This is a genomic window from Paenibacillus sp. FSL P4-0127 (genome assembly GCF_038007325.1).
Taxonomy (GTDB): domain Bacteria; phylum Bacillota; class Bacilli; order Paenibacillales; family Paenibacillaceae; genus Fontibacillus; species Fontibacillus macerans.
In genome coordinates this window covers 4,793,168-4,807,087 of the sequence record NZ_JBBOWY010000001.1, presented here as the reverse complement: position 1 = coordinate 4,807,087, position 13,920 = coordinate 4,793,168, and the positions used below count along the sequence as shown (strand labels likewise).

General features: G+C 55.9%; 12 protein-coding genes. 10 read left to right on the top strand and 2 right to left on the bottom strand.

Annotation, left to right across the window (positions count from 1 at the left end; all coding sequences use genetic code 11):
• Window positions 1-227 precede the first annotated feature (227 nt).
• From NYE74_RS21680 to NYE74_RS21635, 10 genes are all read left to right on the top strand, one after another.
• Window positions 228-737, top strand: a complete 510-nt coding sequence (locus NYE74_RS21680; protein ID WP_036623676.1) for a MepB family protein — start codon at window positions 228-230, stop codon at window positions 735-737.
• A 129-nt stretch (window positions 738-866) separates the two neighbouring features.
• A complete protein-coding gene (ybaK, locus tag NYE74_RS21675) occupies window positions 867-1,358 on the top strand; it encodes a Cys-tRNA(Pro) deacylase (protein ID WP_036623674.1) in 492 nt (163 codons plus the stop codon).
• Between the two features lie 360 nt (window positions 1,359-1,718).
• Window positions 1,719-2,627, top strand: coding sequence for an aldo/keto reductase (locus tag NYE74_RS21670; RefSeq protein ID WP_082207815.1), 909 nt, complete (start codon window positions 1,719-1,721; stop codon window positions 2,625-2,627).
• A gap of 364 nt (window positions 2,628-2,991) precedes the next feature.
• Window positions 2,992-4,524, top strand: coding sequence for a galactarate dehydratase (gene garD, locus NYE74_RS21665; RefSeq protein ID WP_036623672.1), 1,533 nt, complete (start codon window positions 2,992-2,994; stop codon window positions 4,522-4,524).
• 370 nt (window positions 4,525-4,894) lie between these two features.
• Window positions 4,895-6,079, top strand: a complete 1,185-nt coding sequence (locus tag NYE74_RS21660) for a glycerate kinase (RefSeq protein WP_240751682.1) — start codon at window positions 4,895-4,897, stop codon at window positions 6,077-6,079.
• A 21-nt stretch (window positions 6,080-6,100) separates the two neighbouring features.
• On the top strand, window positions 6,101-7,468 hold the full coding sequence (gene gudD, locus NYE74_RS21655) for a glucarate dehydratase (protein WP_036623668.1): 1,368 nt from the start codon (window positions 6,101-6,103) through the stop codon (window positions 7,466-7,468).
• Between the two features lie 50 nt (window positions 7,469-7,518).
• Window positions 7,519-8,442, top strand: a complete 924-nt coding sequence (gene garR / locus NYE74_RS21650; RefSeq protein WP_124333706.1) for a 2-hydroxy-3-oxopropionate reductase — start codon at window positions 7,519-7,521, stop codon at window positions 8,440-8,442.
• Between the two features lie 20 nt (window positions 8,443-8,462).
• Window positions 8,463-9,371 carry a 4-hydroxy-tetrahydrodipicolinate synthase gene (gene dapA / locus NYE74_RS21645; RefSeq protein ID WP_036623666.1) on the top strand — a complete coding sequence of 303 codons (909 nt, stop codon included), beginning with the start codon at window positions 8,463-8,465 and terminating at the stop codon, window positions 9,369-9,371.
• Between the two features lie 118 nt (window positions 9,372-9,489).
• Window positions 9,490-10,641, top strand: coding sequence for a CdaR family transcriptional regulator (locus NYE74_RS21640; protein ID WP_036623664.1), 1,152 nt, complete (start codon window positions 9,490-9,492; stop codon window positions 10,639-10,641).
• Between the two features lie 423 nt (window positions 10,642-11,064).
• Window positions 11,065-12,390 (top strand): gluconate:H+ symporter, encoded by a 1,326-nt coding sequence (locus NYE74_RS21635; RefSeq protein WP_341005172.1) that lies wholly within the window; start codon window positions 11,065-11,067, stop codon window positions 12,388-12,390.
• Window positions 12,391-12,523: 133 nt separating this feature from the next.
• On the opposite strand, the gene NYE74_RS21630 is transcribed toward NYE74_RS21635, so the two are convergent.
• Window positions 12,524-12,736 (bottom strand): hypothetical protein, encoded by a 213-nt coding sequence (locus NYE74_RS21630; RefSeq protein WP_036623661.1) that lies wholly within the window; start codon window positions 12,734-12,736, stop codon window positions 12,524-12,526.
• Window positions 12,737-13,145: 409 nt separating this feature from the next.
• Window positions 13,146-13,631 (bottom strand): hypothetical protein, encoded by a 486-nt coding sequence (locus NYE74_RS21625; RefSeq protein WP_036623659.1) that lies wholly within the window; start codon window positions 13,629-13,631, stop codon window positions 13,146-13,148.
• Window positions 13,632-13,920: the final 289 nt, after the last annotated feature.

Genomic DNA, 13,920 nt, shown 5'->3' with positions numbered 1-13,920 from the left:
TTTAATTCGTTAGGCAGTTGAGTTAGGTCGGGCTGATGGTCTATAACAATGAAACACCACCTCTGTCTGATCGTAGAAGCTCGTCACTCTCGCTTTACCAAACGAAGCAGGATAGCTAGTTCAGAAACGTGATAAAACAAGAAAATTTTGACGGTATTTTATGATTAGCCCATTCTATTCAAGAAGGCATTGGATTACGTAGTATAGAAAATAAGGAGTACAAAGCAGTGAATGAATTTTATAAGGAGTTAACATATGTAAATAAAATTTTTTATGAACCAAATCACTTAACTATAAGTGCTATTCGAGAAGAAGCTCAAAATTCAGATTATGGGGCTGGTATGTTTCAACTAAATTCAAAATCGGTTAGATTTAGAGTCGCAAAAATAACACCTAACAAGATAGGGCAGTTTGTTGCTTTTTGGGAAAAAGATGGAGATCATAAAAACCAAGCCTTTTCATATGAAAAGGCTACTGATTTATTGGTTATCAATACTTTTACTAGTAATAATAAATTTGGACAATTCGTTTTTCCAAAAGAAGTTCTTGTAAAACAAAATATCCTTAAAACAGCCACTACAAAAGGAAAAATGGCTATTAGAGTATACCCTAGATGGGAAAATCCCACTAGCAAACAAGCTATCGAAACACAAAAATGGCAGTTAGCATATTTTGTTGAGGTGAACAAAACAAATAGTTTTCCAGTACAAGAACTATTAAAGCTATATTCTAACTAAAATTGGAAAGTCCAACGTTTAAATTTAACAGAGCCTTCTACTATAATCGATCGTTACCTGTTTATCGGCGTCTAAGGGTGATAGGATATATAGTTGAGACAGAAAACGAGAAAAAGGAGTGGCAAAAGTATGGCAGACGTCAAAACGAACGCCTTGCGATTGCTCGATAAATCCAAAACGCCATACAAAGTTTACGCGTACGACCCGGAAGACGGACAGATTCACGGGACCGCAGTCGCGGACAAAATCGGCAAGCCGCCGGAGAAGGTCTATAAAACGCTGGTCGCCCATCAAGGGACGGCGATTTTTGTGTTCATCGTCCCGGTCGCCGCGGAGCTCGATTTAAAAAAGGCGGCCAAAGCCGCCGGGGTCAAAAAAGTGGAGATGCTGCCGCTAAAGGACCTGCAGCAGCGGACCGGTTACGTGCGCGGAGGCTGCTCGCCGGTAGGGATGAAGAAGCTGTATCCCACCTTCCTGGACAGCTCGGCCGAAAGCCTGGATACCATGCTGGTCAGCGCCGGCAAAATCGGGCTGCAGATGGAACTGGATCCGCATTCGCTGGCCGAGCAGGTGAACGGTAGGTTTGTTCCGCTGGTCCGGGAGGAGGAAGAGGTTAGCTGACATTTTCCTGCGCTTGTCCTTGTTAAAATGTCTTGACGCCGAAAGAAGCGGCCGATAGAGATAGACGTTCTTATCATTTTCTTGCGGTGGGGGAAAAATAACGGCATAAATTACTTCTATTTCTCTCAAATGAACGGGCATTGCCGAATTAACGCCATTTTTTGCTCTTATTTTTTTCGGTCCAAGTCCACCGCGTTGAAAAGCTGAATGGGTTAGAATGAGGATGCTACCTTATTTCCATATGGGATGCAAGAGCATTCGACCATTTTTGGGCCGCCGCACAATGCAGGAGAGGAGTTCGTGTGGTAAGTTTATTGCAAGTAATAGAATGGGTCCAACCCGCGAATGGAGGTTACGGAGATGAACGCAGGCGAAAATATTAGCCGCCGGGACCAAACCGGCTTGATCCGGGAGACAGCCATCGGACACGTTAGGCTGGCCGACGGTACGGAAGTGGCCGCCCTCGGCCAGGGCACATGGCGCATCGGCGACAATCCCCGGCGCAGGCAGGAGGAAATCGCCGCGCTGCAAGCAGGCGTAGAGCTGGGCATGAATCTCATCGACACGGCGGAGATGTACGGGGAAGGCCGCGCCGAATCGCTCGTCGGCGAAGCGCTTAAGGGGAAACGCGACAGTGTGTTTCTCGTGTCCAAGGTATATCCGCACAATGCGGGCCGGACCAGGATTTTTCGCAGCTGCGAGGAAAGCTTGAAACGGCTCGGCACCGACAGGCTCGACCTGTACCTGCTGCATTGGCGGGGCCGCGTGCCGCTGGAGGAAACCGTGGAATGCATGGAGCGACTGGTCGAGCAGGGGAAAATCATCCGCTGGGGCGTTTCCAATTTCGATACGGCGGATATGCGGGAGCTGGCGGCCCTTGCGGACGGCAGCCGCTGCGCCGTCAATCAGGTGCTGTACCACCTCGGCTCGCGCGGCATCGAATACGATCTGCTGCCTTGGCAGCGGGATTGCGGCATGCCGATCATGGCCTATTCGCCGCTGGCCCAGGCGGGCGAGCTGCGCACGGGGCTGACGGAGCATCCCGCCGTGGTGCGGGCGGCCGAAGCGCACGGAGCGTCGCCGCTGCAGATTCTGCTCGCCTGGAGCATCCGCGGCGGAAACGTCATCGCCATCCCCAAAGCTTCTACCGTGCGCCATGTGACGGAGAACGCGCAGGCCGCCCGGATCACCTTAAGCAACGAGGAAATCGCCGCGCTCGATGAAGCTTTTCCGCCGCCGGACCGGAAGGTCCCGCTGGATATTATTTAATGAAAACCGTCGGACGGACCAAAACCGCTCTGGCGGTTTTTTTTGAGATATAAAATTCAGATGCGGGTGAAGAGGGGGAAATCCCAAGAAGTGCAAATGTGCATGCGAATTTCGTCGAGGTTCCTCGAAATAGGCGGCTCAACCGCAAAAATGCATTTCATTTCCGGTCAAAAGTTTCTTTTTTCAGAACGTGGGAGGATAAACGTTAAGCGGGCGCGGATTGCAAATTGCAGATATCGAATTATTGTGCGGAAGTCCAAATTTTTGTTGGTCAAAACCGCAAAACTTTGGGTTGGGCGCCAATGTGAAAAAGAGTACAAAGGAGTATAGTGAAGTCATGCGGAAGAGTAAGGAGGCTGTTCAGATGAATGATTTACGCAATGATGCTCCTTTGTATATTAAGGTTCATGAAAAAGATAATGTGGCGATCATTGTGAATGCGGGAGGTTTGCCCGAGGGCACCGTATTTCCTTGCGGCCTTAGGTTAACGGAGTATATCCCCCAAGGGCATAAGGTTGCCTTGGCGGATGTGGCCCAGGGAGAAGCCGTCGTTCGTTACGGTGAAATTATCGGCTGCGCGGTGCGCCCTATCCCGCGAGGCAGTTGGGTGAGCGAGTCGTTCATCGAACTTCCGACGCCGCCGTTGCTCCGCGAGCTGCCGCTCGCCACCAAAGTGCCGCCGCTCCAGCCGCCGCTTGAAGGCTTTACGTTCGAGGGATACCTCAATCCGGACGGTAGCGTCGGCACTAAAAATATCCTCGGGATCACGACGAGCGTACAGTGCGTGTCGGGGGTGCTCGATTATGCGGTAAAGCGGATTAAGGAAGAACTGCTGCCCCAATATCCGCAGGTAGACGATGTGGTGGCGATCCATCATACGTATGGCTGCGGCGTGGCGATCCAGGCCTCTGATGCGGAAATTCCGATCCGCACCCTTCGGAACATCGCGGCTCATCCGAATTTCGGCGGCGAGCTGTTGGTTGTCGGCTTAGGCTGTGAGAAGCTGCAGCCGGATCGTCTCATACCGGATAAAGACAGCGCTTCCAAAATAGTTTCGCTCCAGGATTATCAAGGTTTTATTCCTATGGTTCAAGCGATTATGGAGATGGCGGAAGCACGGTTGGAGAGATTGAACCGCCGCAAGCGCGTCACTTGTCCTGCTTCCGGTTTGACGGTCGGCCTGCAATGCGGCGGAAGCGACGCCTTCTCCGGCATCACGGCGAATCCGGCCGTCGGTTATGCCGCCGATCTGCTGGTGCGCGCCGGGGCGACGGTGTTGTTCTCCGAAGTCACCGAGGTTCGCGACGCCGTTCATCTGCTTACGCCGCGGGCCGTAAACGAGGAGGTCGGGCGGGCGCTGATCCGTGAGATGGAGTGGTACGACGCCTACTTGCAGCGCGGTCAGGCCGACCGGAGCGCCAATCCGACGCCTGGAAACAAAAAAGGGGGCCTGGCGAACATTGTGGAAAAATCGCTGGGTTCGATCGTTAAATCCGGCGGCAGCCCGATTACGGCGGTTCTGGCGCCCGGTGAAAAGGCGGCGCAAAAAGGGCTGATTTTTGCCGCAACGCCGGCCAGCGATTTTGTGTGCGGGACGCTTCAACTAGCTTCCGGCATCAATGTGCAAGTGTTTACGACCGGCCGGGGTACTCCTTACGGGTTGGCGATGGCGCCTGTAATTAAAGTGGCGAGCCGCGACTCATTGGCCGAGCAATGGCCTGACCTGATCGATATCAATGCGGGGCGGATCGCCGGCGGCGAGGCCACGATCGAAGACGTCGGCTGGGAGATTTTCAGATTCATTTTGGACGTGGCCAGCGGGCGCAAGCAAACTTGGGCCGAGCACTGGGGGCTGCATAACGCAATCAGCCTGTTCAATCCTGCGCCCGTTACATGAACAGCCGTCTTTATTCACCTGAACAGGGCCGACTATCCGGGATAGGCGGCCTATTTTTTGCCGGCGAGGCATTGTGCCAAAGCCCAATTTTACCGGGAAAAAGCGAAAAAACTTTGTGAGTGCGGACCAATGTGAAAAACAGTACAAGAGTGTATAGTGAAGTCATGCGGATAAAACAAGGCGGTCCGGGCAGCGCCGGGATTCCCGGCAAAGTACGGCAAGTGCGGACCGAGCCAAGTTGCCAATCCGAAGCTACATAGCGTTTGTCCCGTGTGTTCGCGGCAAAAATGAAAGCGCCATCAGCTTAGGCTTTTTATTTTTGCCGCGGGGATTTTGGTTGCAGGCAAAGAGAGACGGTAGGAGTGATGGAATGAAAATTTTGATTGCGCCCGACTCGTATAAAGGCAGTCTCAGCTCTAAGGCGGTGGCGGACTGTATGGAACAGGGCGTACTGGAAGTGCTGCCCGAAGCGGTAATCCGTAAAATTCCGATTGCCGACGGCGGCGAAGGCACGGTGGAAGCGATCCTCAGCGCCGTCGGCGGCGAATGCCGAAAACTGGAGGTGGTCGGCCCGCAGGGCGAGCCCGTGATCGCCGAGTACGGCATCTTCGACGAGGGGCATGCCGCCGTCATTGAAATGGCGTCCGCATCGGGGCTGACGCTGGTTCCGGCGGAGCGGAGAAATCCGCTGACGGCCACGACCTACGGCACCGGACAGCTCATCAAGGCCGCGCTGGACGCCGGCTGCCGGCAGCTGATCATCGGCATCGGGGGCAGCGCCACCAATGACGGCGGCGTCGGCATGGCCCAGGCGCTGGGCGTGCGCTTTCTGGACGCGGCGGGCGCGGAAATCGGCTTCGGCGGCGGCGAACTGCAGCGGATCGCTTCGGTCGATACGACGGGGCTTCATCCCGGCGTTGCCGGCTGCGAAATTACGATCGCCAGCGATGTGACCAATCCGCTTTGCGGGGAGCAGGGAGCCGCGCGCGTCTTTGGCCCGCAAAAAGGCGCCACGCCGGAGATGGTCGCCAGGCTTGACGCCGGCCTGCGGCATCTGGCCGGGATCATCCGCGAGCAGCTTGGCGTCGATATCGCCGGCGTCGCCGGCGCCGGGGCGGCGGGCGGTCTCGGAGCGGGACTGATCGCCTTCCTGGACGCGGGCATGGCCCGGGGAATCGACATTGTAATGGAAGCCGCGCGATTTGCGGAGGAGGTCCGCGATGCCGATCTCGTCCTGACGGGCGAAGGGCATACCGACGTCCAGACGGCGTTCGGCAAAACGCCCGCCGGCGTGGCCAAATTGGCCAAGCTGCACAACAAGCCGGTGATTTGCGTCTCGGGCGGAATTGACGCGGAAGCCCGCGGCATGTACGACAGCGGCATTGACGTGGTGGTAGGGGCTACCCAGGCCCCGATGACGCTGGAGCAGGCCATCGCCCAGGCGCCGGCCAACATCCGCCACGCCGTTTCCTCCGTTTTGCGCGCCATGCTCATTCCGCAGCGGTACGGCTCCGGAAACCGGGGAGAGGCAGCGCGCGCTTCGGGGGAGCTCTGATCACTTGAAAGGAGAATCGAGATGTTGAATCAAACAGCCAAACAAGAGAATCCGGTACTGCAGGGTACGCCCGTCATTACCGGAATGCGGGTGGTTCCGGTCGCCGGCCGGGACAGCATGCTGCTGAATTTAAGCGGCGCGCACGGCCCCTATTTTACCCGCAACATCGTCATCCTGGAAGACAGCTCCGGCCATACCGGGGCCGGCGAGGTGCCGGGCGGGGAGAGCATCCGCCGGACGTTGGAGGATGCGCGCGCGCTGGTGATCGGGCAGTCTATCGGCACGTATAACCAGATACTGGCCCGGATGCGGACGGCGTTTGCGGACCGGGACGCCGCCGGGCGCGGGCAGCAAACCTTTGACCTGCGCGTCGCCATTCACGCCGTTACCGCCGTGGAAGCCGCCCTGCTCGATCTGCTTGGCCAGTACCTGGGCGTTCCGGTCGCCGCGTTGCTCGGCGAAGGCCAGCAGCGCAAGCGGGTGAATGTGCTTGGGTATCTGTTTTATGTGGGAGACCGCATCAAAACGGATCTGCCCTACGCCTCCGAGCCGGACAGCGAGGTGGCCTGGTACCGTCTGCGCCATGAAGAAGCGATGACGCCGCAAGCGATCGTGGCGCTGGCCGAAGCCGCTTACACCAAATACGGCTTTGCAGACTTTAAGCTCAAGGGCGGCGTGCTGCGCGGCGAGGAGGAAATCGAGGCCGTCACCGCGCTGGCGGAGCGGTTCCCGGATGCGCGCATTACGCTTGATCCGAACGGCGGCTGGCTGCTGAAGGACGCCGTGCGCCTATGCCGCGATCTGCACGATGTGCTCGCCTACGCCGAGGACCCGTGCGGCGCGGAAGGGGAATATTCCGGCCGCGAAATTATGGCTGAATTCCGCAGACAGACCGGCCTGCCGACGGCCACGAACATGATCGCCACGGATTGGCGGCAGATGGCCCACACGATCTCGCTGCAGTCGGTGGACATCCCGCTGGCCGATCCGCATTTCTGGACGATGCAGGGCTCGGTGCGGGTGGCGCAAATGTGCCGCGAATGGGGGCTCACCTGGGGCTCGCACTCCAATAACCATTTCGACATCTCACTGGCGATGTTCACGCATGTGGCCGCGGCGGCTCCGGGCGAAATTACGGCGATCGACACGCATTGGATTTGGCAGGAGGGCGCCGAGCGTCTTACCAAGGAACCGTTCCAAATCGCCGGCGGCATGATCGAACTGCCGGAGAAGCCGGGGCTTGGCGTGGAGATCGATATGGAGCGGATCGAGCAGGCCCACAACCTGTACAACAGCATGGGCTTGAACGCGCGGGACGATTCCGCGGCGATGCAGTACCTTGTACCGGGCTGGAAATTCGACAACAAGCGTCCTTGTCTGGTGCGATGATTGTAAAAATAGCTGACTGATAGGAAAGTTGATTGATAGGAAGGCTGACTATGAAGCTTGACTATAAAACGGGAGGAGAAACAAAGATGAAGACAATCGGATTTATCGGACTGGGCATCATGGGTAAGCCGATGAGCCTCAACCTGATCAAGGCGGGCTACAGCCTGGTGGTGATGGACCGCAACCCGGAGGCGGTGAAGGAACTGCAAGCGGCCGGAGCGAAGGCGGCCGCTTCTCCCAAAGAAGCGGCCGGGCAGGTGGATGCCGTTATCACCATGCTGCCGAATTCTCCGCACGTTAAAGAAGTCGTGCTTGGCGAAAACGGCGTCATCGAAGGGATTAAAGCGGGGGCCGTGGTCATCGACATGAGTTCCATCGCGCCGCTGGTCAGCCGCGAAGTGGGGGCGGTGCTGGCTGAGCGGGGCATTCCGTTCCTGGACGCCCCGGTCAGCGGCGGCCAGCCGAAGGCGATCGACGGCACCTTGTCCGTCATGGTCGGCGGCGACAAAAAAGTATTCGAGCAAAGCTATGACTTGCTCAAGGCGATGGCCGGTTCGGTCGTGCATACCGGCGACGTCGGCTCCGGCAACATCACCAAGCTGTCCAACCAGGTGATCGTCGCCCTCAACATCGCCGCTATGTCCGAAGCGTTTGTGCTGGCAAGCAAGGCCGGCGTGGAGCCCGAGCAGGCATTTCAGGCGATCCGCGGCGGCCTGGCGGGAAGCACGGTGATGGAGGCGAAAGCGCCGCTGGTGATGGACCGCAAGTTTGACCCGGGCTTCCGCATTGACCTGCATATCAAGGATTTGACCAACGCGCTGGACACTTCCCATGAAATCGGGGTGCCGCTGCCGCTGACGGCCTCCGTGCTGGAAATGATGCATGCGCTCAAAGCCGACGGCCTCGGGACCGCCGATCACGGGGCGCTGATCCGCCATTATGAGAAAATGGCCCATACCGAAGTCAAACGATAATTAGTGAGGTGAGCGAATAAATGGATACGAGCTTTATCCGCGGGGTGATTCCCCCGATTGTCACGCCGGTCGACGGCGAAGAGCGGCTTGATGAGCAGGGGCTGCGCCGTATTGTGGATCATGTGATCGAAGGAGGCGTACACGGCATTTTGGCGCTGGGCAGCAACGGCGAGTTTTTCGGGCTGGACCCGGGGGATCAACAGCGAGTAGTGGCGGTTACTGCCGAGCAAAGCGCGGGGCGCGTTCCCGTCTATGCGGGAATCGCGGCGATCTCTACGCGGGAGGGCATGAAGCAGGCCCGCAAATACGGAGAGCTTGGCGCGCGGGCGATCTCGATCCTGCCGCCGATGTTTATTACGCCGACACAGGATGAACTGTTTGACCATTTTAAGAAAATCGCGGAATCAACCTCATTGCCTGTACTGTTGTACAACAATCCGGACAAAGTCGGCAACAACATTACACCCGCTCTGCTGGAGCGGCTGGCCGAAATTCCGAATATCGTGGGGATCAAGGACAGCAGCGGCGATCAGACGCTAACCGCCGAATTCATCCGCCGCACCAGAGCCAAGGGATTTAAGGTGCTGGCGGGAAGGGACATCATGATTTTAAGCACGCTCGTCTACGGGGGCGCCGGCTGCGTGGCGTCAACCGCCAACGTGGTGCCGCGGCTGGTCGTGGAAATTTACGACAAGTTCATGGCGGGCGACATCCAGGGGGCCCTGGAGGCGCAGTACAGGCTGGCTCCGCTGCGGATGGCCTGGAACCTCGGAAGCTTCCCGGTGGCGACGAAGGATGCGGTCAATTTGATCGGACTCCAGGCGGGCAAGCCGATTTTGCCCAATACCTCTTGCTCGGAGGAGAATCAAGGCAAGCTCAGGGCGATTCTGGAAGGGCTTGGGGTTATTCGGTCAAGTCAAGACCAATGAAAAATCGAACATTTAGGTATGGAACCTGTAAATGATGATGAATCATGCAGGGAGCCGGGCCAGCTATTGTAACAACAATAGTTGGCCTGTCCTATTTTTGCGCCTGGAGGGGATTCGAATGAAAATAACGACCGAGCTGGCCTTGCCTATCGTCGTCCAATTGATGTCCGTCATGGAGTTCAATATCAACATTATGGACGACCAAGGGGTTATCGTCGCCAGCGGAGAAACGGAGCGGATCGGCAGTCTGCATGAAGGCGCGCTGCAGGTGCTCGGCTCCAGAAAACAGGTGCTGATCGGCGAAGCGGAATGCCTGAGTCTGCCGGGCTCCAAGCCCGGAGTCAACCTGCCGATTGAGTTTCAGGAGAACATTGTCGGCGTTGTCGGGATCACCGGTAATCCCGACGAGGTGTACCGATTCGGAAAGATCATCAAGATGAACGTGGAGGCGCTCCTGCAGCAGATCCATATGAACAAGCAGCTGCACTTCCGTAAAATGGTGCTGGAAAGCTTTATTATGGAGCTGATCAGCCCGTATGAATTCTCCGAAAAGAAGCTGCGGATGACGGCCCGTACGCTGCAACTCGACGTCAACGCCGAACGCAGCGTGATGGTCGTGGAGATCGAAGAGATGAAATGGCCGGAAGAGACGATAAACGGGGAGATGCTGCAGAAAACAGGTGAGCGCAAGGAGCAGTTCTTGAACGATTTGAAGGCGATGGTCAGTGTGCAGGCGCTGTACGCCTATGTGGAGGACGGTGCTTTTTTTATCGCCATTCCCGTAAGCGATTTCCTCCAGCCCCTGGTCGGCAAAATTGAAGCTTGTCTGCGCCGGCGGGGCTACCGCTACTGTATCGGTGTCGGACGCCCGCGCAGCGGTCTTGCGGGGTACAAGCAATCGTACGGCGAAGCTCGCCGCTGCATACGCTTAAGCCGAAAATTCGGACGGCAGCCGCAGAGCGCCAGCTTTATCGATGATTGGGGAATCGTTCCTTATCTTGAGATGGTGCCGCCGGAAGCGCGAACGGAATTTTTGCAAAAATACGGGTTGTTCCCCCAAACGCTTAACGAGGAGTACAAGCTGACGCTGCGCACGTTTCTGGACTGCGACCTGAATGTGAAGCAAACCGCGGGCTTGCTGCATGTGCATAGAAACACCCTGTTTTACCGTCTGGATAAAATATCCCAGCTGCTGCAGCTGGATTACCGCAAATTCAACGATCTCGTCAAAATGAAGCTGCTGCTTACTTTCGAACGGCTGCAGGAGTAACGAAAGAGCCTCAGGCCCGCTCGCGGCTGTTTCGGCCTGAGCGGCGACGCAAGCCCTTGTTCCGCAGCACAATTTTCCCGCTGAAATGCGCCGCCGATTTTGGATGGGCAAACAATGTGAACCAAGGAACATGCTGCTATATTTTAACTATACCGGAGAGCGGGATGACCTTGTTGGAGCGGCCCTGATAAGACTTATTTCGTAAAGAGGTTTGCGCAACACAGCAATTTTTCGAGAAAAGTAACAACCAGAGGAAGCTATCAATTGCGCATTGTTCAGGCGTCTTGTTGAAAGCGCTTACTGAAATGTTTCGATGATGGCATAAGGAGGAGATACGTTTGTGTTCAGAAACCGGAAAGTGTTTACATGCTTAACCCGGATTAACTCACTTAACCACAAAATGGACGATTGGAGGAATAGACGATGCCGTTGTTAATCGTTGCGCTAGGGGTGGCGCTATTGCTTGTGTTGATGGTGGGCTTTAAGCTCGAAGGCTTCATTTCGCTCGTGCTTGTCGCGATTGTGGTGGGGTTGCTGAACGGCCTGACGTTGTCGGACGTGGTGAATTCGGTGGAAGAGGGGATCGGCGGGCAGCTTGGCCATCTGGCGCTGATTATCGGCTTTGGCGCGATGCTCGGCAAGCTGATGGCCGACTGCGGCGCCGCGCAGCGGATCGCCATGACGCTGACCGCCAAATTCGGCGAAAAAAGATTGCAATGGGCGATTCTGATTACCGCTTTTGTGCTTGGCGTTACCCTGTTTTTTGAAATCGGCTTCATCCTGCTGATTCCGATTGTCTTTACGATTGTTTCGCGGATGAAGGTAAATCTGTTATATATCGGCCTGCCGATGGCGGTGGCTTTGTCCACAACGCACAGCTTTCTGCCGCCCCACCCCGGGCCGGCGGCCGTGGCCAGCGTGTTTGGCGCCAGCATGGGCAAGACGCTGCTGCTTGGGCTGGTCATCGCCATTCCTTCGGCGATCATTGCGGGGATATTTTTCTCGAAAACGAAATTGATCCGCGGCATGAATCCCGCGATTCCGGAGGGACTGTACAACACCAAGGAGTTTACGGAGGAGGAAATGCCGAGCTTTGGCGTCAGCCTGTTCACCGCGCTCGTGCCGATCGCGCTCATGGCGGTGCTGGCCGTTGCCAAAATGGCGATGCCGCAGGATTCCGGCGCCTTTAAAATCATCGCTTTCTTTGGGGAATCGGGGATTGCGCTGTTGATCTCGGTGCTGATCGCCATCTATACGTTCGGCATTGCCCGCGGCCGCAAAATGAAGGAGATTATGGGCAGCGTCGGCGCCTCGCTGAAATCGATCGCCACCATTATGTTTGTCATCGGCGGCGGGGGCGCCTTCAAGCAGGTGCTGGTGGACAGCGGAGTTGCCGATTATATCAAGGATATGATGACCGGCCTTAACATTTCGCCCCTGATTCTTGCCTGGATTATCGCCGCCGTGCTGCGGCTGGCCCTGGGGTCGGCCACGGTTACCGTGATGACGGCTTCCGGCATCGTGCTGCCGCTGCTGGGCATGAGCGGGGCAAGTCCGGAGCTGATGGTGCTGGCTACGACCTCGGGCAGCGTGATTTTTTCCCATGTCAACGATCCGGGCTTCTGGATGTACAAGGAATACTTTAACCTGTCGCTGCTGGATGCGATCAAATCAAGGTCCGTTTATACGACCATACTGGCGGTTTGCGGATTGCTGGGGGTATTGGCCCTGAACGCGGTGATGCCATAAGCGCCGGCCGCGGGGCGATCGGCTTTTTCGGTCTGATGACTCTGCGGATCGCCCCTAAGTTCCCTTTTGTTCCCCGGCTTCCGTCAGTTCGATCAGCCGGTCCACATAGTGGATGCCGCGCATGCGCATGCGGTTAACCCCATTCGGGTACTGCAGCGAATTTCTGGTCATCCGCCGCCTGTTCCAGATTGTTGTGATCGAGCTCCCGGATCACTTCCTTGATGAAGTCCAGCGACCACACCGCTGTGCGCAGCGTCCCGATGATAAGAATCCGGCGGATCTGCGCCGGGCTGAATGACCGGTATCCATTGTCCGGGTTGCGCGACACTTCAATGAATACGGCCAACCGCCTGTCTTCAAAATAGCGGCACTTTATGTGCTTATGATCCGGAGACCGGGCATGTTAGCTATATTAGCGGCATTTTATGTACTTATTTTCCTTTGAATGGTCCGTAACGGGGCATTTCCTTGTGGTGTGAGGAAAATAACGGCATAAATGGTCTCTATTTCTCTCAAATGAGCAGATATCGCCGGAATAGCGCACTTTTTTGCCTTTATTTTTTTTTGGGGGGGGAGGTTCTGTGGGCAGGTTCCCTCGGCACTTTACCAATGAGCTCCGCCGGCTGATCGGCGGGCTCTTGCTTTAACGATCCGCGGCGCATTCTTGCCTAAGGGCCTTCGTTCGGTCCAAGTGATATCGGCTTGCAGGCTGAACGGGTTAGGATGAAGATGTAAAGCTGCCTGTTGGGCCATCTTCATTTCGGCAATTCTTCCGCGCTAATGATGATTCCTGCCCGGTCCAGCACTTTCAGCCGGTATTTGCGTCCGATTTCCAGGTTTACCTCTTTACTGGCGAAATCGAATATTTCACCGTCCGTCGTTTTCGCTTGATCGCTGCCCCGCCGCGGGTCCCATTTGTCCGCGATGACCGCTTCCTTGATCACGGGACCTTGAATAAAGTCCGCGGTGAGGCTGCCCAGCATGAGCAACGGATAGAGCGACATCAGGGCGATAAACGCCGGGAATAAATATTCGATCTTATGAAAGCCTTCTTTCTTCGGCCTCATTCTGCGCAAAATATATGTAAAGAGGAAACTCAAAAAGAGGAGCACGGCGCAGAAGCCGGTCAAGTTGATCCATAAAATATCCCGCACATCCCCCCTGTACCTGGCAAGAATTCCCCACGTTCCGATAAGCCAAAACGCCGCAATGGCGATGCGTATCATGTTTCTTTTTTTCATGGATAACCTCCTTTGTTTGCTTGAATATCCACCGATACTCTAGCGAACTCCTTGTAGCAATCAAAAATAGGCCAATACCCATACTATACAACACTGAACCAAAAAGTGCTTGCAGCAGCAGGAAAACACCGGTTAAAAATAGTAACGCTCCGCTCCGCTTACGCCAAGCATAGGCTTGTGCGCCTTTGTGAAGACCGTACTGCCGAAAGTGTCCGCAGAAAAGCTGTGGAAAAAGTCAGCCGACTGCTCCAAAACCGGGCGGCGGCGTAGTTGAACGAATGATTCAAAA